Annotated in this window: 24 protein-coding genes; 23 read left to right on the top strand and 1 reads right to left on the bottom strand. The window is 49.1% G+C overall.

The window, feature by feature from the left end:
• The first annotated feature begins 39 nt into the window (after positions 1-39).
• Complete coding sequence (gene metK / locus NYE74_RS06775; RefSeq protein WP_213509708.1) at positions 40-1242, top strand: methionine adenosyltransferase; 1203 nt, start codon at positions 40-42, stop codon at positions 1240-1242.
• 360 nt (positions 1243-1602) lie between these two features.
• On the opposite strand, the gene NYE74_RS06780 is transcribed toward metK, so the two are convergent.
• Positions 1603-2283: a hypothetical protein gene (locus NYE74_RS06780; RefSeq protein WP_341004668.1), complete on the bottom strand. Its 681-nt coding sequence runs from the start codon at positions 2281-2283 to the stop codon at positions 1603-1605.
• Positions 2284-2657: 374 nt separating this feature from the next.
• Here NYE74_RS06780 and NYE74_RS06785 point away from each other — a divergent pair, with 374 nt between their 5' ends.
• From NYE74_RS06785 to NYE74_RS06890, 22 genes are all read left to right on the top strand, one after another.
• A complete protein-coding gene (locus NYE74_RS06785) occupies positions 2658-5402 on the top strand; it encodes a stalk domain-containing protein (protein WP_316560940.1) in 2745 nt (914 codons plus the stop codon).
• A gap of 48 nt (positions 5403-5450) precedes the next feature.
• Positions 5451-6623: a sensor histidine kinase gene (locus NYE74_RS06790; RefSeq protein WP_124333317.1), complete on the top strand. Its 1173-nt coding sequence runs from the start codon at positions 5451-5453 to the stop codon at positions 6621-6623.
• Complete coding sequence (locus NYE74_RS06795) at positions 6616-7344, top strand: response regulator (RefSeq protein WP_036619290.1); 729 nt, start codon at positions 6616-6618, stop codon at positions 7342-7344. Before NYE74_RS06790 ends, NYE74_RS06795 begins: the two co-directional genes overlap by 8 nt.
• Before the next feature lie 953 nt (positions 7345-8297).
• A complete protein-coding gene (locus NYE74_RS06800; RefSeq protein ID WP_036619291.1) occupies positions 8298-8717 on the top strand; it encodes a hypothetical protein in 420 nt (139 codons plus the stop codon).
• Between the two features lie 779 nt (positions 8718-9496).
• Complete coding sequence (locus NYE74_RS06805) at positions 9497-12193, top strand: helicase-related protein (RefSeq protein ID WP_341004671.1); 2697 nt, start codon at positions 9497-9499, stop codon at positions 12191-12193.
• A complete protein-coding gene (locus NYE74_RS06810) occupies positions 12194-13285 on the top strand; it encodes a ComF family protein (protein ID WP_155620253.1) in 1092 nt (363 codons plus the stop codon).
• Between the two features lie 110 nt (positions 13286-13395).
• Entirely contained in the window at positions 13396-13812 is a 417-nt protein-coding gene (locus NYE74_RS06815) for a TIGR03826 family flagellar region protein (RefSeq protein ID WP_155620339.1), read from the top strand.
• Between the two features lie 133 nt (positions 13813-13945).
• Positions 13946-14233 carry a flagellar biosynthesis anti-sigma factor FlgM gene (flgM, locus tag NYE74_RS06820; protein ID WP_316561089.1) on the top strand — a complete coding sequence of 96 codons (288 nt, stop codon included), beginning with the start codon at positions 13946-13948 and terminating at the stop codon, positions 14231-14233.
• A 9-nt stretch (positions 14234-14242) separates the two neighbouring features.
• Positions 14243-14743, top strand: coding sequence for a flagellar protein FlgN (locus NYE74_RS06825; RefSeq protein WP_213509711.1), 501 nt, complete (start codon positions 14243-14245; stop codon positions 14741-14743).
• Positions 14744-14777: 34 nt separating this feature from the next.
• Positions 14778-16349, top strand: coding sequence for a flagellar hook-associated protein FlgK (gene flgK, locus NYE74_RS06830; protein WP_326048117.1), 1572 nt, complete (start codon positions 14778-14780; stop codon positions 16347-16349).
• A gap of 43 nt (positions 16350-16392) precedes the next feature.
• Positions 16393-17280 carry a flagellar hook-associated protein FlgL gene (gene flgL / locus NYE74_RS06835; protein ID WP_316561087.1) on the top strand — a complete coding sequence of 296 codons (888 nt, stop codon included), beginning with the start codon at positions 16393-16395 and terminating at the stop codon, positions 17278-17280.
• Positions 17277-17669, top strand: a complete 393-nt coding sequence (locus NYE74_RS06840; protein WP_316561086.1) for a DUF6470 family protein — start codon at positions 17277-17279, stop codon at positions 17667-17669. Before flgL ends, NYE74_RS06840 begins: the two co-directional genes overlap by 4 nt.
• The gene (gene fliW / locus NYE74_RS06845; protein ID WP_036619301.1) at positions 17666-18094 is read left to right on the top strand and encodes a flagellar assembly protein FliW; all 429 of its coding nucleotides are present in this window, start codon (positions 17666-17668) and stop codon (positions 18092-18094) included. Before NYE74_RS06840 ends, fliW begins: the two co-directional genes overlap by 4 nt.
• Positions 18095-18334: a carbon storage regulator CsrA gene (csrA, locus tag NYE74_RS06850; RefSeq protein WP_036619302.1), complete on the top strand. Its 240-nt coding sequence runs from the start codon at positions 18095-18097 to the stop codon at positions 18332-18334.
• A gap of 28 nt (positions 18335-18362) precedes the next feature.
• Positions 18363-18722, top strand: a complete 360-nt coding sequence (locus NYE74_RS06855; protein WP_036619304.1) for a flagellar protein FlaG — start codon at positions 18363-18365, stop codon at positions 18720-18722.
• Between the two features lie 23 nt (positions 18723-18745).
• The gene (gene fliD, locus NYE74_RS06860; RefSeq protein WP_326048115.1) at positions 18746-20146 is read left to right on the top strand and encodes a flagellar filament capping protein FliD; all 1401 of its coding nucleotides are present in this window, start codon (positions 18746-18748) and stop codon (positions 20144-20146) included.
• 36 nt (positions 20147-20182) lie between these two features.
• Positions 20183-20566: a flagellar export chaperone FliS gene (gene fliS / locus NYE74_RS06865; protein WP_036619307.1), complete on the top strand. Its 384-nt coding sequence runs from the start codon at positions 20183-20185 to the stop codon at positions 20564-20566.
• Positions 20559-20963, top strand: a complete 405-nt coding sequence (locus NYE74_RS06870) for a hypothetical protein (protein ID WP_036619309.1) — start codon at positions 20559-20561, stop codon at positions 20961-20963. The genes fliS and NYE74_RS06870 overlap by 8 nt, the downstream gene beginning before the upstream one ends.
• A gap of 105 nt (positions 20964-21068) precedes the next feature.
• Positions 21069-21905, top strand: coding sequence for a flagellin N-terminal helical domain-containing protein (locus NYE74_RS06875; RefSeq protein ID WP_036619311.1), 837 nt, complete (start codon positions 21069-21071; stop codon positions 21903-21905).
• 115 nt (positions 21906-22020) lie between these two features.
• Complete coding sequence (locus NYE74_RS06880; protein ID WP_326048113.1) at positions 22021-22611, top strand: hypothetical protein; 591 nt, start codon at positions 22021-22023, stop codon at positions 22609-22611.
• Positions 22608-24476, top strand: a complete 1869-nt coding sequence (locus NYE74_RS06885; RefSeq protein ID WP_326048111.1) for a motility associated factor glycosyltransferase family protein — start codon at positions 22608-22610, stop codon at positions 24474-24476. Before NYE74_RS06880 ends, NYE74_RS06885 begins: the two co-directional genes overlap by 4 nt.
• On the top strand, positions 24473-25486 hold the full coding sequence (locus NYE74_RS06890) for a UDP-N-acetylglucosamine 4,6-dehydratase family protein (RefSeq protein ID WP_036619317.1): 1014 nt from the start codon (positions 24473-24475) through the stop codon (positions 25484-25486). Before NYE74_RS06885 ends, NYE74_RS06890 begins: the two co-directional genes overlap by 4 nt.
• Positions 25487-25728: the final 242 nt, after the last annotated feature.

Consider the following 25728-nt stretch of genomic DNA (forward strand, 5'->3'; position numbering starts at 1 on the left):
AGGCTTTCGCCATACTATCCATGGGGAGGTTGAAATTTTATGTCCGTACAAGGGCGACACTTATTTACTTCCGAGTCCGTTACGGAAGGACACCCTGATAAAATTTGCGATCAAATTTCCGATGCGGTTCTTGACGCATTTTTGGCCAATGATCCCTATGCCCGGGTTGCATGTGAAGTTTCCGTAGCCACCGGGCTAGTGCTCGTTATCGGGGAGATCAGCACCAAATCCGAATATGTCGATATTCCTGCTATTGTTCGCAAAACGGTGAAAGAGATTGGCTATACCCGTGCTAAATATGGGTTCGATTTCAATACTTGCGCGGTCCTCACCTCGCTTAATGAGCAGTCCGCCGACATCGCCCAGGGCGTAAACGCCGCTCTGGAAAGCCGGGATCCTGCCCAGGTCGATAAGGAAACGGAAAATATCGGCGCCGGTGACCAAGGTTTGATGTTTGGTTTCGCTACGAATGAAACGCCGGAGCTCATGCCGCTGCCGATTGCGTTGTCGCACCGTATTGCTCGCCGCCTTTCCGAAGTGCGGAAGGACGGCACGCTGGGCTACCTCCGGCCGGACGGCAAGACCCAAGTCACGATCGAATATGTCGACGGCAAACCCAAACGGGTGGACACGATCGTTGTATCTTCGCAGCATGCGGAAGAAATTACGCTGGAACAAATTCAAACAGATATCAAGGAACACGTCATTCTTCCGGTTGTACCGGCGGAATTATTGGATGGGGAAACGAAATATTTCATTAACCCGACAGGCCGTTTTGTTATCGGGGGGCCACAGGGAGATGCCGGTTTAACGGGCCGCAAAATTATTGTCGATACGTACGGCGGATATGCCCGCCACGGCGGCGGCGCATTCTCTGGGAAAGACCCGACCAAAGTTGACCGTTCGGCCGCTTATGCGGCGCGTTACGTGGCGAAAAACCTCGTTGCCGCGGGGCTGGCCGACAAAGTGGAAATCCAGTTGGCTTATGCGATCGGCGTCGCTAACCCGGTATCCATTAATGTCGATACTTACGGAACAGGCAAAGTACCGGAAGAAAAATTGGTGGAGCTCGTTCGCCAGAATTTCGATCTTCGTCCGGCGGGTATCATTCGTATGTTGGATCTTCGCCGTCCGATTTACCGCCAAACCGCAGCCTACGGTCATTTTGGACGTACGGACATCGATTTGCCTTGGGAACGCATAGATAAGGCCGAAGCGCTGAAAACACAAGCGGGATTATAAACTATCGTTAATAGAAACGGATATCGTTCTCCTGGAAGGGAGAGGGTATCCGTTTTTTACGCTGCGACTCTCGTTTCTTATGTATCGAGAATTTTGCGTGCTTATAAAGTTGAAGAGTTGTAAAACATACAGTTATTTAGCTGATGACGTAGCTGGGCGCTAGTTTAAATGCAAATCCTACAATTAAAACGGCATAGTTGAAGGGATTGGTGAAGATGTCTGGATGTAATTGCATTAGCCCGCATCTAAATTTATCCTACCTGTAAGTTTTGCAACTAATTCGTCGGAGCCAGGCTCCTAACTAGTTCAACACCCAGGTAACCAACTATTTGGAAAAATATCTTATGGATCTTGCCTATGTCAGTCAATCATCTCCCAACTTCCTTGAAGCAGTTCGTAGCGATGAATTCTTTTTCCGGTTCCGTTTCGGAATGGCTGCATCCACCCTTTGCCAGAAAGAGAATGCAGCAAGCGCACCGCAGTCCGGTAATTGATGCCAAAATATTGGCACACCTCTTTAGGACTGATGGACCCGGCAGAACATAATGCCAGGCGGAGAACTTCCTTTTCTGCGAAAACAGAACATTCTTTAGGCTGCGGATAGGCTTGGTACCGGTTAAATAACATTTGCAGGAGATTTCTACACAGATCAGGCCTTTGTTCAATATCATCGTAGGCGATAGAAACTACTCGAAAGCCGAGGGATTGCAGGTATAATTCACGATTTAATTCATTGCCAAACTTCTGACGATCCATTTCCTGTACATGAGGACCATATCCCTTAATTTCAATCATAAATTTAAGAAGCCCCGGCAAATAGGCAAAATCGCCAAAATATGAGCGCCCTCGCCAATCGAGAATCTCATATTCGGGATGAAGATATTCGAAATTTCCATACAGCGGCCACCATACGTTTTTCAAAAATAAGGTTTCTCCATGTCCGTGTCCCCGTAAAAGGCGGGCTTTGCGCTCTCCCTTTCGTGAGTCTGAGTGCTGATTGATGAAGGTTTTATGCGCCTTTTCGAAAGTCAACGTTTTCATTTATACCGATCATTCCTCCTAATTTTTTATATAGTAAAATAAAAAGTCCTGACCCTCTATCCACAGAGAAGATCAGGACGTGTTACGTCTCATATATTCAAATAGTAGCATTTTATCCGCCGAGTTTCCACAATGTCCACATTATCCACAAAAACAATCCACAATATCCACAGTTTTTATCCACATAATCCACGATATTCACAGCCAGCAACCACTACTTTTTAAAAACATAGAGAACTTTGACAATCTTGCTTTTTTTCGTAACTTTTCGGCGGGAAAATAGTCTATAATTTATAGATTAGGTTTCCAAAGGGATAGAGCAGGCTGTTCGCTTTGGATAATTATTGCAAAAGTTGGGAGAGTAGCAAATTAATATGGTAGTGGATAAGAATCAGGACTCGAAATGGATGCGGATTGTAGTGCGGGGCGGGAAACGATTGGCGATCGTCTCCTTGGCGGGAATGATTTGGATTCAGCCGGCGATCGGATGGGGACCGGTACCTATTGGAGGGACGGCTTCTACGGCGTATGCCGCAAGCAATCAAGCCGTAAAATTAAGCGAAGAAATCATTACGTCCGGGGCGAAACTTGTCAAATATCAATACACGGTGACGCGTTCGGGCAAGTCCGTTAAAGTGCTTACGGATGTGGTCGAAGTCGATTTAACCAATCCTTACGTCAGTTTGGATGTCATGACCGGCAAGGGGGGGCAGTTGACGACCCGGCAATCGGTGGAAGGCATGGCCAAAGAGACCGGTGCCGTGGCCGGGGTAAACGGCGATTTCTTTGCCACCGGAGGGCAAGGCGTGCCGATGGGAGCGGCGGTTTCCCAAGGCACGCTTGTCACAAGCCCGGCGCAACTCGAAGGCATGTACGCGTTTGGGGTGAAAAATGACGGAACGCCGTTCATTGACCGGTTTGGCTTCAACGGGACGGTGGTTGCCGAGGACGGCTCGTCGTTTGAGCTTGCGGGGATCAATCAGGAATCTTATGTAACGGAACCGGATAAAACCCGCAGCCATGTCAACAAAATGTTTATATACACTAGCGCCTGGAAATCCGCGCAGCGGCCGGTGGACACTTCGACAACGCCGACGGAAGTGCTTGTACAGGGCGATGTGATCACGCAGATTTCGATCAAAGCGCCGATTCCGGGAGCCGTGCCGGCGGACGGATATATTTTGCGCGCCCATGGAACGGCGGCGGACTTTGTCGCTAAACATTTGGAGGTCGGACAGCACATCGATACGCAGTATGAACTGCAGTCTTTAACGACTGGGAATAGCGTAAATCCGGCGGATCTCAAGGTGATGATCGGCGGCCATACGCTGCTGGTCGATCAAGGCCAAGCCTCGGCGTTTACCCGTGCAACGAACTCGATCAGCGGAGGCAGCACCGTGGCGCGTACGGCCGTCGGCTACTCCAAAGACGGGAAAACGGCTTATATTATTGCCGCCGAGAAAAACAGCAACAGCTCCGGGATGACGTTAAAGGAACTGCAAGGTTTTATGACGAGCATCGGGGTATGGAAAGGGCTGAACCTGGACGGAGGCGGTTCAACAACGATGGTGAATCGTCCGCTTGCCGAAACAAGTGCGCAACTCACCTTCACGACGTCCAACGGATCGGCGGGACAACGCGCCGTCGCCAACGGCCTCGGCGTCTTCACTTCGGCTCCGCAAGGCACGCTGAAAGGCTTTAAAGTCAGCGGATCGTCCACGCTGCTCATCGGACAGACGGTCCCTTATGCCCTGAAAGGCTACGATACGTACTACAACCCGATTGCGACGGAAAGCACGGCGGCTTCCTGGAAAGCGAGCAACGGAAACGTCAAGTGGACAGGCAGCGGATTTAAAGGCGTTAAAGCGGGTACTGCAAAAATCACCGCTACAAACGGCTCGGCCAGCAGCAGCATGGAGGTGACGGTGCTGGGCGGCAGCGATCTTGCGAGCCTGACGCCGGCTACGACGTTTGCACCGCTCGAAGCGGGGGTTTCCGTATCCGTGCCGGTTACGGCGGAGCTGAAGAGCGGAAGCACGGTAAACGTTCCGGCGGAATCCGTGAAATGGACCTTCAGCGGCATGAAAGCCAGCGTAAAGGACGGCGCGCTCACCGTGCAGTCGATAAATTCCGGCACGAAGGTTGCGTATGCAACGCCTAGCTATGATGGCTTCACCGGCACGCCGGTTGTCTTGTCCGCTTCCACGGACACCATTTGGGAAAGCTTTGAAAACGTGTCTTACCCGGTTTCTTTTACGGGGCTTCCGGCCGAGTCGCAGGGAACGGCAACGATTGTTCAAGGGACGGGCGAACGCGCGAATTCGAAAGTGCTGCAGCTTGACTACGATTTGACCGGCGGCACGGGCAATAAATTCGCTTACGCGCAAATCAACGGAACGACCGGCAAGGAGATTCCGGAAAACGCCACGGCGATGACGATCGATGTCCTGGGCGATGCCAGCTTGAACTGGGTGCGCGCGGAGCTGGCGGACGCCGACGGCAAACCGGTGTATCTCGATTTGGCTCGGCCGCTGGACTTCACGGGCTGGAAAACGCTGAACGTCGACTTAACGGCAGCGGGCATCAAATATCCTGCCAAGCTGAAACGGCTGTATGTCGTAAGTGTGGAGGAAGGGCAAGATGAACGTATGCTGACGGGCAGTGTTTCTTTTGACAATATCCGGTTTACCGCTCCAGCCGCCGCTCCCGACGCCGCTACAGAGGAAGCCGCCGCCGTGACCCAGCCCAGCGTCAAGGCCGTCATGGTTGTCGGCCAAAAATCGATGACGGTGGACGGGGCGAAACAAAGCCTGGAAGTGGCTCCGCTGCTGAAGGACAACACGACGTATGTACCGATTAAATATGTGCTGGATGCTTTCGGCGGGACCTCTACCTGGAACAATGCCGCGAAAAAAATTACCGTAAAGCGCGGAACGGACGTACTCGAGTTAACCGTGGGGGAAAAGGAATTTTTTGTGAACGGAACCGGCAAGCAAGCGGAGGTTTCTCCAATTGTTGTGAACGGCAGGACTTTAGTCCCATTACGTTTGGTATCGGAACAGCTGGGCATTGGCGTAAATTGGGAAAAGAAAACCAAATCCATCACCCTCGAATCATGATATGATTAGTCTGGGACTATTCGGACTACAGAAACGGAGAAGGTATAGGTGGATTTTCAAGCAGATGCCATAGATCGCGTAATAAATAACGCTGTTAACGTACTTGAAAATAGCAAGCTGCAAATTCTCGAAATTTTGGACTCGGCGCGAAATGAGCTGAAGACGCTGAACACGGAGATGCAAAACGTAATGAAAGAAACGGCGGAAACCGTGGAGAAGGTCGACCAGCTCGAGGTGAACTACAGACGTTCCCGCATCCGGCTGACGGAAGTCAGCCGGGATTTCGTGCGGTACAAAGAAGAAGACATCAAACAGGCCTACGAGAAGGCGACGCAGCTTCAGCTTGATTTGCTGATTTATCGCGAGAAGGAAATGTATTTGAAGGCCAGACGCGATGAACTGCAAAAAAGAGTTCGAAACGTGGAAAAATCGGTCGAACGAGCTGAAACGATCAGTACGCAAATGGGCGTTGTGCTCGAATACTTTTCCGGCGAATTGGGACAGGTTACCCGAATCTTGGAATCCGCTAAGAACCGGCAGCTGATCGGTCTCAAGATTATTTTGGCGCAGGAAGAAGAACGAAAACGGATTTCGCGGGAAATTCACGATGGTCCCGCTCAGCTTCTCGCGAATCTAGTGCTTAGGACGGAAATTGTAGAAAGAATGCTCGCTAAGCAGGAATTTAAACTGGTACAGGACGAAATAGTAGATTTGAAAGCTCAGGTCCGCTCCAGTCTCGAAGAAATGCGGAAAGTCATCTTTAATTTGCGTCCGATGGCGCTCGATGATCTCGGTCTGATTCCAACGCTGCGCAAATACGTTCATGATTATGAAGAGAAGACCAAGATTCGAGCCACCTTTGAAACCAGGGGCAAAGAGCATCGGTTATCCTCTCCGATGGAAGCGGCGATTTTTCGGCTGGTGCAAGAAGCGCTCACCAATGCGGCGAAGCATGCTTTTCCGACCTATGTTGGCGTGGAGATCACGTATCAGGCGCAAATGCTGCGCATCGTTGTGCGAGATAACGGCCTTGGCTTCAAGGTGGACCAATTGGAGCAAAAGACGAAAGGGCATACCCATTTCGGACTGATTGGCATGCGGGAAAGAGTCGAATTACTCGAAGGAAGAATGGAAATCGAATCGGCAGCGAATATGGGTACCAAAATCGTCATCCACATTCCAACGAACACAGAGAAGAGAAAGGAGTACCAGGATGGATAATCTTACGAGTGGCAGCAGACAAGCAATCAAAGTTCTCTTGGCTGACGATCACCAGTTGTTTCGGGAGGGTCTGAAGCGGATTTTGAACATGGAGGAAGACATCGAGGTTGTAGGAGAATGCGGCGACGGCACTCAAGTGTTGGAATGCTGCCAGCAGTTTGCTCCGGAAATCGTGCTGATGGACATCAATATGCCGCAATTGAACGGCGTGGATGCCACGGCTGAACTCCGCGAGTCGTATCCCGAGGTCAAGGTCATCATTTTGTCGATTCACGATGATGAAAGCTATGTGTTTGAAACGCTGCGCAAAGGGGCAACCGGCTATTTGCTGAAAGACATGGAGGCTGAATCGCTGGTTAATGCCATCCGTACGGTGGCCGAGGGGAATGCGTTTATTCACCCGAAAGTAACCGGCAAACTGATTCAGCAACTGCGCCGCATGGAATATTTGAGCGAGACGGGGGCGATTGCCGAAGACAACGCGATCCGCGAAGCGGGCGTTAAATTCGTTGCCGGCGATGACAATCCGCTGACGAGAAGGGAAGCCGAAGTGCTTCGTTTGATGGCGGAAGGACGCAGCAACAAAATGATTGGAGAGCATTTGTTTATTAGCGAGAAGACCGTCAAAAACCACGTCAGCAGCATTTTGCAGAAAATGGACGTTGACGACCGTACCCAAGCGGTTATTAATGCGATTAAGTTCGGTTGGGTCACTCTTTAACCGGCTAAAATATTTACAGATATAAATTCGGTTTGGCGCGGTTGATATTAGCCGAGCCGATTCCGCGGCAGCGGATGGTGTCTACACGTAAAGGCGGCGGCAGCTCGTAGTTTTAGGACGGCAGAGATAGCTGAATGTTCATTAGAGTTGATAGACACAGCAGATGATGCGGAAATCGTTTTTGACTGGCCTTCTCTGTGCCTTGGTTTCCATATTATTCATGATATTGAAATGTGAGGCGAGTTCCTATTTTTTTGAATGCTATAGGGACAGGGAAGCGGCCAGGTACATAGTACAGCGCTGTCTGCGAGTTGCGGAAATTGATGAATTTAGCCGTAATGCAGTACGCCGGCCCAAACGGGCAGGTGGGCTGTTATTCCGGCACTGTGGCGTTAAAAAGGTCTAGTCATCTGTCCAACTGCGATTGGATGAAAAGGGCTGGAAGGCTCCCGTTATTGCAGGCAGCGGTCTGTTTGACGGGAGCCCAGTAACCCTCCTTTTGCTAGCGGCATATATTGTCGCTATAAGGGAGTGTTCAAAAAGTCAGGTTTTCAGCACCAAGAAGGTTGGATGAAGCTTAGGGACGAAAGGAGCGGAGCGTAGGAGGAGCCTGCGTGAGCAACTGAAATGTTTCTGCAGGAAACATACTTCGAAAGCATATGCCCCACCCGGCTGAATTCAAGATTCAACGCCCGATCCGCTTCATGATCTGCTTCGTGATTAAAAGATGACTTTTTGAACTACCTCTACAAAGGAGTGTTCAAAAAGTCAGGTTTTTAAGCACCGAGAAGGTTGGATGAAGCTTAGGGACTGAGTAGCGGAGCGTAGGAGGAGCCTACGTGAGCAACGGAAGGCCCGGCTGAATTCAAGATTCGACGTCGAATCCGCTTCATGATCTGCTTCGTGATTAAAAGATGACTTTTTGAACTACCTCTACAAAGGAGGTGAGTTCCGTGGTTCCCTATATGGGTTGGGTCCTGCTTAGCTACGGATTGGCCGCGGCGCTGGTTCATTTTTTGCACGGGATATATTTACGGCGGAAGTCTACAATCAAAACGATGCATTATATTCTGGTGACGAGCAATCATGAGAGCCAAATGGAATGGTATTTGCGGGCATTGTCATGGTATGCGAGACTGCGCGGATTGCCGCTGCGGGTAACGGTGCTCGACGAGGCTTCGGAGGATGATACGCTTGCAATTATGCAAAAGCTGCAGGCGCAAGGCGATATGGAGTTGACCATTATCGGGCTGGCAGCGGTCCGGGAAGAAGATGTGGAGGCGCAGGCTGCCAAAACGGCTGGCGACGCTCCTGTTTGCATCGACCTTCGTATTCCGCAGGAGGCGGGTAAGATTCCCTATGTCCATGTGTAAGCCGCCAAGTCATATGTTCGCATCAGGCTGCGCTTGGGAGCGTACGGGGTTTTGGAAGCGCGCCGAATATTGGGTTTCAAAAGATTTCCAGGGGTTGCAGGAAAACGCCGAGCCGCAGCGAATACCAATAAGTGAGCCGAAACAAAATCATAACTTTATACTCGCGCATCGGGATGCGCGGCGCAAAGTGTGAAGCACACTCTTTATCAGGCCATAGGCCGGAGGGGTGTGCTTTTTTGCGTCTTGCGGTTTGTGAAGAAAGGGGATGTCGAAAAAAAGGCTTAGAACCGAAACCAGGGCTTGACAGGGACTGGACGAAGCTGCTCGGAGTACGTGGGGAGGGCTAACGGACCGAAATAACCTTATTTCGTTGAAATCAAGCGTTTTGGCACCAGCGTTGCATTAATTCTTGCTCAAGATTCCCCAAAAAGGCTGCCCGGAAATTTAACGGTTGTAGCAGCGGCTATTTTCCGGAAAAAGACCTTTTCTAAATTCTAACGGTTGTAAGCGTCGTTATTTGCCTGAATCTAAGCAAAAATAGCCTGATTTCTGTGAAATAAGCGCTATGGCAACCGTTAAAATTTGAAACCAACGTTTTTGGGACAAATAGCGTTTGTGGCAACCGTTAGAATATGTGTGGCTAGAAAATGTATCTTGTCAGATTTAATGCCACAGAAAAGAAGCAAAAAATAATGAAGGAATATAAGTAAATGGAGGAATTATCTTGAAATTGTTGAAGTATGCAATAAACTACTGTTTTTTGGCGGGGAGAGGTGGAAATGAAGGCGGGTTTGTATGCGGTAAAGCTCATGACGGAGTGGCGGCTTTGGATCAGTTTGGATTTGCGGGTTGATTTGCTTTGGTGGGTTGTGGGAGGAAGCCGGTGGATGAGGCTGGGGGATCAGGGGGATGCAGCAGCATGCAGTGTTGTGGACGTTTTGAATGGGCAAGGGGGGCTTGAAAGACAGGGAGTGAAGAAAAAGATGGGTTTAACCGATGGGCCGATCTTGGCCGGCGGGACCGTGGGTTCAAACGGGGTTCTGCGCGGCGCTGGATTTTCACATCATGCGGGAGCTGGACTCGGGGCCTCGGCGATATATCTGCTTTCGGACGGTTTGCCCTTGGGTTGGGCGGTGAAGCTGCGCGGCCGGTTTAAAACGCAGGAGGCGATGGACCGGTGGAATGAGAGGGATTGGGAGGGCTTTTTAAAGCTTGGCTTGAAGCCGGAACTCGCGGCCGAAAAGAAGCTAAGCGATGATGAACGGGGGGGCGTTCGGAAAAATGCAGAACGTTTGAGTTCCTTAAGTGGAGTGAATTTGAGCAATACGCCGAGGAGAGCCGGGGAAAAGGATTTGAATTTGACGGGAAATCATGGCTGGTTATGGAGAGGGGAGGCGGGCTTGACTCCGCTAGGTCTCAGGTTGTTGGAAAGCGTGCCTGGAGGCGGTGAAAACGCAAAGGCATGGCGGGATAGCAAGCGGGGATGGAAGGATAACCGGGATAACAAGCTTTTTTTAAGTCAGGCCGATTCGGTGGAGAGGGAGTGGCTTGCCGCAGGGGAAGCGTGGCTTGTGCACACGCTTGAGGAGGCGCGGAGGCTTGCGGACGCGCTCGCGGGCAGGTCGCTGCTGGAAGCGGAGCTCCAGCAGCTGCTGGCGGAACGCCTGCCGGGCCTTGCGCCGGCATGGCGCTCCGCCGCCCAGCTCGCGCACCTGCAGGGGCGCGTGCGATTCACCTCGGGCGTGGGCGGGACAAGCCGCGCCCGAGGCTGCGAGGGCCCGCGCTGGCGCCGGGCCCGGGCGGCCTTACGCTGCCGGCGCTGCGGCAGCGAAGTGCATCGCCGCACGCCCTGCGGGGCGTGCGGCTCCCGCGGCTGCGCCTACTGCGAGGCCTGCCTCGCGCTGGGGCGCAGCCGCTCTTGTGCGCTGCTGCTTCGCGGCAGCGCTGGCGCCGAGCCGCCCGCGGCGCCGCAGGCGGCGGGCGGCTCGGCCGTGGCCCCCGCCGCGTCCCTGCTGGACCGGTGGGGGCTGAGCCCCGCGCAGCGCAGCGCGGCGGGGCAGGCGCTGCGCTTTCTATCGCAGCCGCACGAGTCCTTGACGCCGTCGCACAAGCTCTTGCCGCAGTCGCACAAGCCTTTGGCGCAGTCGCACAAGCCTTTGGCGCAGCCGCACAAGCCCTTGACGCAGCCGCACAAGCCTTTAACGCAGCTGCACAAGCCCTTGACGCAGCCGCACGAGCTTTTGCCGCAGTCGCACAAGCTCTTAACGGAGGCACACAAGCTCTTGCCGCAGTCGCACAAGCCTTTGCCGCAGCCGCCCGAGCCTTTGACGCAAGTGCACGAGCCCTTGGCGAATCTGCCCGAGCCCCCGGCGGAGCAGGCTTTGGCCAACCCGCCCGGGCAACCTGCCGCCCCCCGCTCCGCGCCCTTTGCCCGGCTTTTGCGCCTGTTGCCCTTCGGCAGGCCGGCGGATGCCCGGCCTCCCCGGTTTTTGCTGTGGGCCGTGACCGGGGCCGGCAAGACGGAGATGATTTTTCCGCTGCTGCGTTACGTGTTGGACCAAGGAGGGCGAGCGCTGGTCGCCACGCCCCGCCGGGACGTGATGCTCGAACTGGCGCCGCGGGTGGCCAAAGTTTTTCCCGATGTGCCCATGGCGGTGCTGTATGGCGGGAGCGAGCAGCGCTGGGAGGAGGCCAGGCTGTTTATTTCCACGACCCATCAATTGATGCGTTTTTACGAGGCCTTCGATTTGGTTATCATCGATGAACTCGACGCGTTTCCGTATCATAACGACCCGATGTTGGAATTTGCCGCAGAGGCGGCCTGCAAAAGAGACGGACGGTTCATCTTCCTGTCCGCCACGCCGCCCCCGGCCATGCAGCGGGAAATTCGCGCCGGAAGGCTGCCTCATGCCAAAGTGCCGGCCCGTTTCCACGGCCATCCGCTCCCGGTTCCGGTTCGGATTGCGATGGACCCGGTCGGGACCTGTCTGCGCCGCTGCTCCCTTCCGCGCAGCTTGCTTCGGCCCCTGGAGGAATCGGTCCGCCGCGGCGCGCAAATTTTTGTGTTCGTCACCCGCATCCGGCAGATCGAGCCGCTTACGGGGCTGCTCCGGGGCTGTTTTCCCGGATTGCCGCTTGCGGGAACCTCTTCCCAGGACCGGGAAAGGAATCGGAAGGTGCTGGAGTTCCGCGAAGGAAAAATCAGGCTGCTGGTGACCACGACGATTTTGGAGCGCGGCGTTACGGTGCCGCGAAGCGATGTATACATATTGGATGCGGACAGCGACCTGTTCGATGAAGCATCCCTCGTGCAGATGGCCGGACGGGCGGGGCGCTCAAAGGATGACCCGAACGGGACGGTGATCTTCGCCTCGCGCGAATGGACGAAATCCCAGCGCGGAGCTCTGCGGCAAATTCGCTGGATGAACAAGGCCGCGCTAAGGGGCGGTTTTTTGAAACAAAAGGAGGTAGTCTAAATGACGAAGTCATCCCAAAGTTTGGCGGTTCGGGGGCCACGCAGAAGAAGACGGAGCGGGACGCGGGCCTATGCGGCGGGCGGCAGGCTCCGCTTGCCGTCGCCAGGAGTTCAATACGCTTTGACGGAGGGGAACTCCCCTTTGGCGGGGGTGTTCTCCTCGCTGCATACCCTGCTTGCTCCTCCGGGAATTCCGTGCTTAACCTGCGGCAAGACGATTTCCGACCGCGTTCGGGGTTATCCGGAAATCTGCATGTCCTGCTACCTTTCGATTCCTTGGATCAAGCAAATCCGCTGCCGGTTTTGCGGGCGGCCCGTGGGCTGTCCGGATTGCAGCAGACCGGAACGTTCGCATTCCAGTTTTGTGATGAACCGCAGCGCGGTAAGCTATAATGCGGTCATGCGCGAATGGTTAGCCCAGTATAAATTCAGAGGAAATGAATCTTACGGGGCGGTGCTTGCCAGAATGACGGCTCGAGCATACAGGGCGATGCTGCGGGAGTTGGAAGAAGCTTATGGCTTTGGGCGTTTCCGGTTTGATGCCGTTACCTATGTGCCGGTCAGCGGCGACCGCATGCAGGAACGGGGATTTAACCAGGCCAAGCGCCTGGCCTACGGCGTTGCCGCCGCCGGACATCTTCCGCTGCTTAGTTTGGTGGAGCGCTCCCGGCATACCGAAAAACAAAGCTTTAAAAGCCGCTGGGAACGGCTGCGGGATTTGCATGACGTTTTTCAGCCGGACGTTCACGGGGCACAGCAGCTGTCGGCGGCTCTGGCGGCCGCCGGCCGGAGGCGAAGCGGTTTTTCCCTTCTCGCTGACCGCTGGTTCGGTAAAGCCGCCCCCGTGGGGCATGTCGCCGAGTCCGGTGTAACGGGGACGGGACAGCATTCCGTTTCATCGGCCTTTACTTTCCCGGATGCGGCAGCCGTCAAGTTTGCCGATCCTTCTGCGCCTCCCGTGCGCATTGTTCTGATCGATGATGTATATACGACAGGCAGCACCGTGGAATCATGCTCCAAGGCGCTGCATGATATTTGCGGGCGGTTGGGGCGCCGGGCGGAGGTTTACAGTTTGACATGGGCCCGTTCCTGATTCTTACATTTTTTGGGCGATCCTTATGTAAAAGATATAGACGAATCCCCCTCGAATAGAGTAATCTAACATTATATAGATGTTATGTGAAGGGACGATTAAGCATGGGTATGAATCTTGGGAATTGTCCGCGTTGTGGGAGATTGTTTGCCAATAATTTCAGAGACATCTGCCCCTCTTGCATTAAGGAGATCGAAGAGGAGTACGAGAAGTGCCTGGATTATTTACGTGAGGAGAAGTTGGCTACAATTCAGGAGGTCCACGAGGCAACGGGCGTTTCGATCCGGCAAATTACCAAGTTCATCAAGGAAGGTCGCATTTCGGTCGCCAACAACCCGAATATGATGTATCCTTGCGAGGTATGCGGGGTGCTGATTCGGCAAGGCAATATGTGCGATTCCTGCCGTACCCGTTTGACTCGCGATTTAACAGCCGCTACTAGAGATGATGCGCCCAAAACGGCCGGCTTAAACGAAAAAACCGGACAAGGAGCCTACAACGCCATCGACAAATTCCGTAATCCGTAATCGACAAAAAGACCGTCGGTTCGGTATAATATTCTTTATAAACCAATAGTTCGCTATTAAAAATGATTCAAACGCCGCCGATAAACTTAGTAAAGATTATCGGCTTTTTTATTTGGAAAGAAAGGTGGAGCCCATGAAAATCAATGAAACCGGACGGGCCGGAGCCATTAACAATTATCAGCGCCAACTGGATTCCCAGCGTAAAGATACAGACAGTAGAGCACGCCGCAAGGACGAACTTTCTATTTCCGAGGAGGCCAAAGAGCTTCTCAAGGCGCAGGAGGAAGGCACGGACGCGGAACGCGCCAAAAGAATCGAGGATTTGAAATCGCAGGTGTCCGCGGGAACGTACCAGGTAGACGCCAAGAAACTGGCGGAGAAGCTCGTTCCCTACTTCAAATCTTTTTTCAATGATAATTAGGGGGCGGCTATGTCAGTTCAGTTAATCATCGGCAGCTTGTCGCAAATGGATGCACAGCAATCGGCTTTATTGGAAATGATGCTGCAAAAAAAACAGGCTATATTAGACCGTGACTTTGATGGATTGGTACGCATCTTGTCGCGTGAATCCAAAATGCTGAAATCGATTGAAGAGCTGGAACAGCAGCTTCTAACGGTTGCCCAGACGTTTTTGCAGTCCAAGGGAATCAAATCAAAACTGAACTTGACGATTACGGAAATATCAAGACTCGTCTTTGACCCCGAAGAGAAACGAATGCTGATGGAGTTAAAGGAGAAACTGGAGGGCCGTTTGGCTGAGGTGAAACGGGTGAACGCGCTGAATCAGGAATTGATTAAGCAGAATCTTTCGTTTATCGATTTTTCCTTGAATTTAATGATCGGCAACGAAGACGATGATACAACCTATTCGCCGCCGACGGGACAGGACAGAAAAACCGCGACCCGAAGAATGTTTGATACAAGAGCTTGATCCATATATAAACGCGTAGAGGAGATGGGACAAAATGACCTCCACTTTTCATGGAATAGAGACCAGCAAGCGAGCCCTTTTCGTAAATACCACTTCGATGCAAACGTTAGGGCACAACATAGCTAATGCCAATACTGAAGGTTATTCCAGGCAACGCGTGAATCTTACCGAAGCCGACCCGATTTGGGCTATGGGGATGACGAAGAGCCAGCAGCCCGGGCAATTGGGCACCGGGGTTGAGTACACCAGTATTACTCGGGTAAGGGACAGCTTTCTGGATGTCCAATACCGCCGGGAGAATCAACTGCTTGGCTCCTGGGAAGTACTGAATTCGACGTTGACGTCCATTCAGAATATTCTGAACGAGCCTTCGGGCAGTGGACTTAGCGCGGTGATGGACGATTTCTGGAATTCCTGGGAGACCTTGAACCGCGATCCTTCCCTCCTTAGCGCGCGTGTAGCCGTGGCCGGGGCCGCCAGCAATCTGGTGGATACGTTGAAGCATATCAGCGAATCGCTGACCAATTTATCGACCGATGTGAATTCCAACATAGACAAGAAAGTGCAGGAAGCCAACAATATCGTGGAAAATATCGCGAGATTGAATGTGCTGATCCGCGATAACGAAAGCTTTGGCGACAATGCCAACGACTACCGCGACCAGCGGGATTTGCTGCTCGATAAGTTGTCGGCGATCGTTGACGTCCAATATACCGAGGATGAAAACGGTATGGTCAGCATTACGTCCGCAGGCGTCAATGTTTTGGACGGAGAAGCGGTGACCGCTTTGAATGCGGCTAACGCCACCACGGCAACGGCTGGTCAGCTGTATGGATATGTTCAATCGCTGCAGGAAACCGATTTGATCCGCAACCAGTTGAACGGTTTGGTCAGCACGCTTGTGACAGGGGATATTAAAGTCACTTTAAGCAATGGTTACATCGCTTCCAGTGATATTGTCGCTTTGAACGATGTAACGGTGGAAGGCATGGGGACGGTTGTTGCCGGCACCACGATACCTGCGGGCTCCAAGATCACTTCTTCTATGGATATCATGGTGAAAGGCTTTAACGGACTTCATCAACTGGGTTACACGCTCACCGAGCCTACTTCCTCGGGGATTCCCTTTTTCGTATCCAACGGCGGGGCATTTTCGATTGACAATATTCAAGTGAATCCGGCAATTCTTGCCGATACCAATAAAATTGCCGCTTCCTCACAGTATGAGGTTAAAGATGGAGTAAACAAAGTTATCCGCGGGAACAGCGACATTGCGAATGCCATTGCCAGTTTGCGGGACGGTCTGTTTACTTTCCCTAACGCGCTTACTTCTTTGTCGCAGGGGACAACGGACGACTACTTCCGGGCATTGACCGCCGACTTGGGGATCCGCGCGAGCAATACGGAACGGAACTACGAGAATCAACAAACGATGACGGACAATCTGCAAATCCAACGCCAATCTGTCAGCGGCGTCTCGATGGATGAAGAATTGGCTGACATGATTCGATTCCAACAAGCCTACAATGCGGCAGCACGCAATATGACCACGGTGGATGAAATGCTCGACCGGGTCATCAACCAAATGGGCCGGGTAGGTTTATAACATAGATAGCTTGTAGCTTTGGATTTATAAGGAGGTTTATGGAATGCGTGTAACAGGTATGATGCAGAACTTGCAGCTGTTAAAAAACGTGAGAAATATCAACACGGCGATGATGACCGGCCAACAGCAGCTGGCAACCGGGCAAAAAATCAGCAAACCGAGCGATGATCCGATCGGAACCGGTTATCAAATGCGATACGATACCGACTTGGCGCGGAGCCAGGAGTTTTTGACGAATGCGCAGACGGGGACGGAGATTTTGAAGACGATGGATTCCTTGCTGCAGCAGGCATCGGATGTGCTGAAGCGTGCGCGTACCTTGGCGCTTCAAGGGGCCAACGGGACTTTGGATTTGCAGCAAAGACAAACAATCTCGTCGGAAATCAAACAGTTAAAGGAACAGATGGTTACTATCGGTAATAGCACCTTTAACGGTAGGTACCTGTTTAACGGGCAGAAAACGGATCAGGCTCCCTATACCGTAGCTGGAGCTGCTAATGCGGAAACGGATCCGGGATTGTTTTATCTTAACGTAAGCCCGTCCGTAAAGGTGCCGGTAAGCATTACCGGCGAAGTTGTATTCGGAGAAGCCGGAACAAATAATGTCTTTAAGGTTCTGGACGATCTGGCGAATGCGCTCGATACCAATAATGAGGCCGGAATTCAGGCGGCCATCGATAATATCGACGTTGTTTCCGACCGCATTAATGTCAGTTGGTCGGAGATAGGTGCGCGAATGAATCGGTTCGATTTGATGATCAACCGGATTCAGGATGAACAGGTAAATATAAAGGAACAAAGATCAAACGTGGCCGACGTAAATTTTCCGGAAGCAATCGTGGATTTAAAGATGAAAGAAAATGTACTTCAAGCAGCCTTGTCCACGGGAGCGAGAATTATGCAGACGTCGCTGGTTGACTTCCTGCGATGATTAGCGCCATCCTGCCAAATGACTGGGGGAAGTATAGACCGGCGGAAATTAACGTTCGCCTAACTCCTCCCGAATTGGAAACCGATTGGACAGGCGTTTATAATGATTTGGATCTGAAACGTCCACGTTCACTTACGAGGGAATTAGACGGACAAGCTCAGGCGGCGATATTAAGGGAGATTGCTTCCAAGGCTCAGGAAGGTGACCGGGTGGCCAATATTTCCTCGGGCGAAAAAAACGTGTTCGGTCACATGGCCCACGAAAGATACATGCGAAAGGGACAAAAGGAAGTGACGATCGAAGCTCTTCCAAAGCAGGGAGTGATTATCGACTTCCGGATTTATCCCCCAGAAATTCAAGTTGATCCGAGAGGAGCACTTCCAAAATGATGCAGATTCATAGTGAGACATACGGGGTGCTTGAAGTTAAGGAAGAGCAGATTTACTCCTTCGAACCTGGAATTTTGGGCATTCCTGAAATCAAGCAGTATGCGTTGCTTCCTATGCAGGACACTCCTTTCTATGTATTGCATTCTTTAGAGGATGAAGTCAGTTTTATTTTACTACCTTCTCATCAGGTGGTTGAAAATTACAGCTTTCGCATTCCGGAAGAAATCGTGGACTCGCTGGAACTTTCATCACCGGATGATGTGGGCGTGATGCTTATCGTCAATGTCCAGTCGAGCGAACTGTTTGTAAATCTGATGGCTCCGGTCCTTCTTGCTCCGAATTCGCATAAAGGATGCCAGTATATTATCAAGGATCAGGAGTTTCCGATCCGGCATCCCCTTCTTATACAAAAAGGAGGCGTGTAGATGCTGGTCCTGAGAAGGAAAATCGGAGAAGCGGTTATGATCGGAGACGAAATCCAAGTGCAGATTTTGGGGATCGAAGGCGATCAAATCAAGCTGGGCTTCGTGGCCCCTAAGGATGTATCTATTTTACGCCAAGAGTTGTACCAAGGAATCGTTGCCGAAAATTTGGCGGCAAAGGAGCAAACCAGTCTATTGCAGCAAGAACAAATCCTGGACCTGCTAAAAAAATTTAAAATGTAAATCATTTTGAAGGTAGGTGGGTTGGGTTATGAACCTGAATCGGTTGGATGCAAATGTTCAAGAGTTAAGGTCCGGGGATTACGGCTTGTCAAAGACGACCCCATCTCTTGCTCAAAACAGCAGCAAAATTGAAGAGCAAAGAGTTCATGCGCTGACCAAGGATGAACAGGCGAAGTTAGAGGAGCAAATCAAGAAGCTTAACGAGTCGATCGCGGCCTCGGGCAAGGAACTCAAATTCAAGTACAACGAGGATGCAGAGCAATTGTACGTAGAGGTGCTGGATGCGAAGACGCAAGAAGTCTTAAGCAGCCTGCCGCCGGAATTTCTCATCGATCTTTCGGTCAAGATGAAGGAATTAATCGGCATGTTTTTTGATGAAAAAATTTAAAACGAGAGGAAGAGGTGTAGATCATGGGAGTAGCTTTATCGGGTTTGGCATCGGGTATGAATACCCAGAATATCATAAATGGCTTAATGGATATTGAAAGAGTTCCTTATAAGAAGCTGGAAACTAAAAAAAGTACAATTACAAACAACAAAAGTATTTTTAATAGCATTAATTTGAAATTGAAAAACCTGCGGGACGCAGCTTCGGCTTTCACGGACCTCGGTTCTTTTCAAGTAAGCAGCGCAGTCAGTTCCGATACGACCAAATTGACGGCTACGGGCGGAGGAGCTTCGGTCAACGGCAATTATACCGTAGAGGTTACGAAATTAGCCAAGCAGCAGATGAATGCAACAACCTCGATTCAGGTTAAGGATGCGGACGGCAAAGATATTAAGTTTAGCGCTGATGATCTGGCCGCAGCCAAGTCGATTTCGATTGGCGGAAAGAGTCTTGTCCTGAGCGACGACCTGGACTTAACCAATAAAAGCTATAGTGATGCGCTTTCCGCCATCGCAGGGCAAATCAATAAGCAGTTCGGCGATGTTCAGGCTTCCGTCGTCCAAACGTCCGATGGGTATAAAAGCTTGGTTGTCACGGCCAAAGACGGGAAGACAATCGACATGAGCGGTACCGGCTCGTTTACTCTAGAAAATAAAGTAACGGCGCAACCGGCCATTTTAAAAGTTAACGGTATAGAAATTACCAGTTCCAGCAACACGGTAAAGGATGCGATTCCCGGGGTAACCCTGCAGCTGTTGGCCGAAGACACCAAAGTCAATGTAGAGGTCAAACAGGATGTGGATAAGATTGCCGAAAAAGTTCAGACTTTTGTCGATGCGTACAATGATGTTGTTAAACTTATTCGCGAAAACACCAAAAAGATTGAGAACGAAAAGAATGCGGACGGCTCTTATAAAGATTTTAAAACGAATCTCCAAAGCGACTCTCTGCTAAGACAGCTAAGCACAGAATTGTCCGATATCATCAGCAGTGTTTCTGGAAGTGCGGATAACCTTAGACTTTTGAGCGATATTGGCCTGGAAATCGATAAAGGGAAAAAATCTGCTTCGGAAATGACCGGTGAGATTTCCTTTGACAAAGAAGTGTTTAAGAAGAAATTGACAGATAATCCGAACGCTGTAGAAGAATTGTTTAATGGCGAGTCGGGGCTAGGGACTCTGGCTAAGGACCGGTTATATAACTATACTAAGGCCAACGGTCTGATGGATTTGAAAAAGAAAGGGCTCGAACAAGACATCGATTTTATTGATGAACAAATGGAAAATATGGAGGCAAGATTAACGCTAAAAGAGGAGAGGCTTAAGAAACAATTTGACCAAATGGAAGTAGCGTTGTCGAAGCTGCAAAACCAACAATCCTGGATGGCCGGTCAGCTAAGTTCGTTAATGTCGTCCAGTAGTTGATCGTTTTTATAGTTCCTTTTAGGAGATGAACAATCCATGGCTATGCCCAATGCTTACCAAAGCTATCAAAAAAATAAATATGAGACGGCTTCGCCTCACCGCCTCACCTTAATGCTGTATAATGGAGCCGTGCAATTTGCCGAACGGGCCCATAAAGCCATTCAAAGCGGAAGCTTGGAAGATACCAACAAGTACATACAGAAGGTCCAAGACATTATCTATGAATTGATGACTTCCTTGAATGAGCCGGAAGGCGGCGAATTGGCCCGTAATTTAAAAAATATTTATGTATATTTAATTGATAGATTAGTGCAGGCTAACATCAAGAAAAACGCCGACTACGTAGAAGAGGTTATCCGTCATCTCAAAGAGCTGCAGTCTGCTTGGGAGCAAATCGGAAAGGAAGTCAGCCTTGGATAATCACGACACTTCAATCATGGCGGAATATCGGGAGCTTTACGGCCAATTGCTTGAGTGTACGAAACATCAGTTGGAGTTAATATCGCCTGAGGAGTCGCTGGAACGCATGACGGATATTTATCTGCAGTCGGCGGAAAAGTGGGAGGAGATCAGAGGACGGATTGATCGTATGGCTTTGGAATTTCCAACTTTAAAAGAAATTCAGGATGCGGCTTTAGCAGAGACGATGAAGAACATCCAGGCCTACCTGCAGATGATTGAAGCCCGGCTCAGCGATTCGATCCATGAAACGGGCGGTGATTTGCGGACAGTAAAGGACCAAAAGGTGCTGATGAACGCTTATTACGGCATGAATCGAAGAGGATATCATTCTATTTATTTTGACGAAAAAAAATAAGAAAAATTCTTTGGATAGGTATAAAGTTATATTTTAACGATGCCGATATATTGATTAGGCCACAAGGATGTAGCCAATATAAACCAATCACGGAGGATGATTAGAATGGGAATGTTTATCAACACGAACGTTGGCGCATTGAACGCTAACCGCAACCTGAACTTCAACAACACGCAAATGGGCAAGACAATGGAAAAATTGTCTTCCGGTTATCGGATTAACCGTGCTGCGGACGACGCTGCTGGTCTTGCGATCTCCGAAAAAATGCGCTTCCAAATCAATGGTTTGACGCAAGCGCAACGCAACGCTCAAGACGGTATCTCCCTGATTCAAACGGCTGAAGGTGCTTTGACCGAAGTTCACTCGATGCTGCAACGTCTGAACACGCTGGCTAACCAAGCGGCCAACGGAACTTACGACAGCACGGACCGCGAAAAAATCCAATTGGAAGTTAAAGAGCTTGTTGGTGAAATCAGTAACATTGCTAAAACAGTTAACTTCAATGGTATTAACTTGCTGAATAATAACAATAAGGTGGACTTCCAGATTGGATCGGATGCTAACACTGAAATTTCTATTCAGTTAGCTTCTTTGACGCCTGCAGATCTTGGTAGCGCTGCTATGAAATTGAGCGATCTTTCAGTTTCGGGCGCTGATGCAACAAAGGCGAATCAAGCTATCGATGCTATTAAATCGGCAATCAGCACAGTCTCCACTCAACGCGCTACCTTTGGTGCCGTGCAAAACCGTCTGGAGCACACAGTTAATAACTTGGGCGTAATGGTAGAAAACCTGTCCGCTTCCGAATCGCGGATTCGTGACGCTGATATGGCTACTGAAATGACGTCGTTCACGAAGAACCAAATCCTGGTACAAGCAGGTACAGCGATGTTGGCACAAGCGAACTCTGCTCCACAATCCGTTCTTAAATTGCTCGGATAATATCGAACCTTTTTTTGGACCCCCTTCTGGGGGTCTTTTTGCTTTATTTTACCTATACAAATCCACTATGTTTATTCCGATATATTAGGTATATATGAATAAGGACGTGAGTGAATTGAAGGTAATGATTAACCAGCAGCAGGAACAAGTCATTGACGGATCGATTGAGCAGCTTGATAAATGGTGGAAAGAGGCGACAGGCTCTATTTTTCAAACCGGGCAGCTTATCCACTGCGTTGATATTGACGGTAAAACTTTTTATACCGGTTACGAACAATATCTATTTCTTAATGTGGATCAAATACAGTGCGTTAATATTAATAGTTTGTCGAGATTGGAAAGTATAGTGTCTACTGAACAAGAGTTAGACCAATACCTCAGCCGATTTATTCCAGCGGCCAAAAGTGTCGCTAACCAGTTATATGGTGGACTTAATCAAGAAAATTTAGGTTTGTTGTCTCAACTTGTGCAAGGGCTGGAATGGATAAGCAGTGCAGTCGCTTTAAATGTCAAGCTTTATACTGAGGAAACAGAGAATCTTCCGGAGTATCTTGCTGAAGTTACTTCGGTAAATCAATATATTAGCGTTATGCATACCAATATCCAACAAGATGATTTTGTGGGAGTAAGTGATGTATTGGAATACGAAATCATTCCTGCTCTCGAAAACTATCATTCACAATATAAAGAAAAGGTGTCAGCATGAAATTGTTGGAAGCTAACGAACAGATTTTACATGACAAATATCCCGAGCTAGTCCGGGTTATTAATCACAATGTTCCCGATCGGGAACGATATGAAGTCGTTTATACGAAGAACAATGAGTTTAATCTGAAGCGGCACGAAGATGGTGTTGAATATTTTTTTCATAGTAAATATAATGCCGAAGTGGAAGCTGTTAGATGGATTCAGGCAGCTCTGGATGGGAAATCGGATAATGAAGGGCCTTTACTGCTGTTTGGAGTGGGGATGGGTCATTTTTTGAAAGCTGTATTGGAAAAGACCGAGGTTAAACAGATCATTGTATATGAGCCTGATATAAATGTATTCCATAGCATGTTACAGCACCGGGATGTCAGTGAATTGTTAGACAATGATCGTGTTAAGATGGTGGCTTTGGGAGAACATGAGCTGGTCCTTTCAGAGCTGGCAGATTATATCAGCGGACAGTTGTCCGGAACAATTACACTGATTGCAGCACAAATATACCGGCGGCTATATAAAGAAACGTTTAATCAATTGGAAGAAGTGATTAAACACGGAGTTCTCAATAGTCAGTCCAACTTTCAAACCTATCAAAGATATCAAATGGAATGGGTGCGGAACATCCTTTATAATATCCCGCATTGTATTGTGAATCCTTCTATAGCTCCTCTTAAAGGAATTAGCAATAAAGGAGCGGTTGCGGTTATCGGCTCTGGTCCATCATTGCAAGAAGATATTCATTTACTTGAGCAATTGAAACAAAAATGTATTCTGATTGCAGCCGGTTCCAGTATTCAGGTTTTGCAGCACCATCACATCAATCCGCATTTTATAGTAACAATGGATGGCGGTGACCCAAATCTAAAAGTTTTTAATAATATAGATTGTGGACGGACTCCCTTGATCTTTGTCAATCATAGTCATTTTCAAATCCAAGATATGTACCAGTCGGGGATGTTTCATGCCACTTTTGAAGGCGATACGATAAGTCAATACTTGTTGGAGGAGGATATGGGCCCCTCATTTAGACCAACTGCGTCAGTCACTGGAACAGCCATACAATTAGCGGCTTATATGGGCGCAAAGGATATCATTTTGCTCGGGCAGGATTTATCTTTCCCTGATCAAAAGTATTATAGCGCTGGTGCTAATCATGTGACAGAACAGGGCTTGGCCAACGCTCTAAGTAGTGCAACTGAATATGTAGAAAACGTATTAGGCGGCATGAATCCCACTAATGCGGTTATGACAATTACTCGTAGGAACATAGAAAACATTATTTCAGTTTTACAGCTTGATGGAATTAAATTCATAAATACTTCCGCCAAGGGAGCGAAAATAAAAGGCGCAGAGTGGGAAAGCCTTGAGCGCATCATAAAGGTATTGCCGGCAAATCCGGTGCCTGCTTTGTATGGTTTAAATTCCATGCCAGTAATGGAAGAAAACTTAAGTGAGAAAGTTTCGAAGAAAATGAATCATATATTAAGCGAAGCCCAAATGCTGGATAAAAGTTTGACTAAGATAAAGCAAGAATTGACTTCAATGGCTAGGAGCGTAAAAACCAAAAACGTAAATAATTTAAATAAAAATTTGCTGAAAGTCAATAAGCTATGGCAATCAATAACGGACCAAGACATCTTTAAATATTTTCACAGTTTTGGACTGGCTCATCATATTAACCACTATATGAGATTTGTTCCCAAGATCGTTGACGCAACGAATCCATTCGTAAAAGCCTCATTAATTATGGAGCACTTAGGCAAATTAGTAGATGAACTAATTTCCTTCAACCCCAAAATGACTAATTATATCCAACATGCCCTTCATCGCATGGATCGATTGCATCAGCAGGAGGAAAAGCCGTGAGTTTATATAAAGGCAAGAAAATTTTAATAACAGGGGGGACTGGGACAATAGGTCAACGTCTTGTTAGACGTTTGTTGCAGGAAAAACCCGGTGTTATTCGCATATTCAGCAGAGATGAATTCAAACAGTTTGAAATGGCGCAGGAGCTGCAGCAGTATGCTCAACAGTTGCGTTTCTTAATAGGCGACGTAAGAGATGCGCAAAGATTGTCCCGGGCCATGGCGGACATAGATTATGTCTTTCACTGTGCTGCTATGAAGCATGTCCCGGCATGTGAATATAATCCTTTTGAAGCCGTACAAACCAATATAATCGGCACGCAAAATGTAATACAGTCTGCATTGGAGGCTAGAGTGAAAAAAGTCATTTTTGTGAGTACGGACAAAGCCATTGCCCCGACAAATACTTATGGGGCATCTAAATTAATGGCCGAACGTCTAATTTCTTCTGCACAATACCAAGCAGGTTCAGCTAATACCACATTTGCAGCTGTGCGTTTTGGAAACGTTATGGGGTCAAGAGGATCTGTTATACCGCTTTTTAAAAAGCAGATCGAATCTCAGCGTAAGATTACAATTACTCACAAAAATATGACTCGTTTTATGATGACTATGGAAGAAGCCACTGAGTTAACCCTTAAAGCTGCAGATTATGCTCAAGGTGGAGAGGTTTTTGTATTAAAAATGCCTGTAGTTAGATTGGAAGATCTAATAAAAGCTGTAATTCTAGAAATGTCCAAAAAAATAGGAATAACTCCTGAGGAAATAGAGATTGAAGAAATTGGTTTGCGCCCCGGTGAAAAAATGTATGAGGAACTTATGACGGAAGATGAAGGAAAACGGGCCAAAGAACTAACGGAAATGTTTGTCATTCCAAATGAATTTTATAAAAAGGGAGATTATCCAAATTCAAAGCCTGTTAAAGATGGGAAGTATAGCTCAGAGGATCAAACAACGTTGGAGTTTGACGAGGTAACAGAGTTGCTAATACGATCAGGGGCTTTGGCCTGATAGAACGGGTATAAAGGTTATTCTATTCTCCGTTTAGCGTGGGGCAACGAAAATCCATAAATACCGGACAAGGTATATGGTTGGTGGACAAAGGAATCGTGTTCGGTGAGATGAGCGAATTGTGGCTCTATACTGATAGCGATTCTTTTTCGTTAAAGGGTGGAATCAATTTCCAATAAATAAATCCTCTATTCAGTAGAGTAAACTGCCGATATATTATATAACGGTAAGAAAAGTATAAT

Origin of the sequence: Paenibacillus sp. FSL P4-0127 (assembly GCF_038007325.1) — a bacterium.
GTDB lineage: Bacteria > Bacillota > Bacilli > Paenibacillales > Paenibacillaceae > Fontibacillus > Fontibacillus macerans.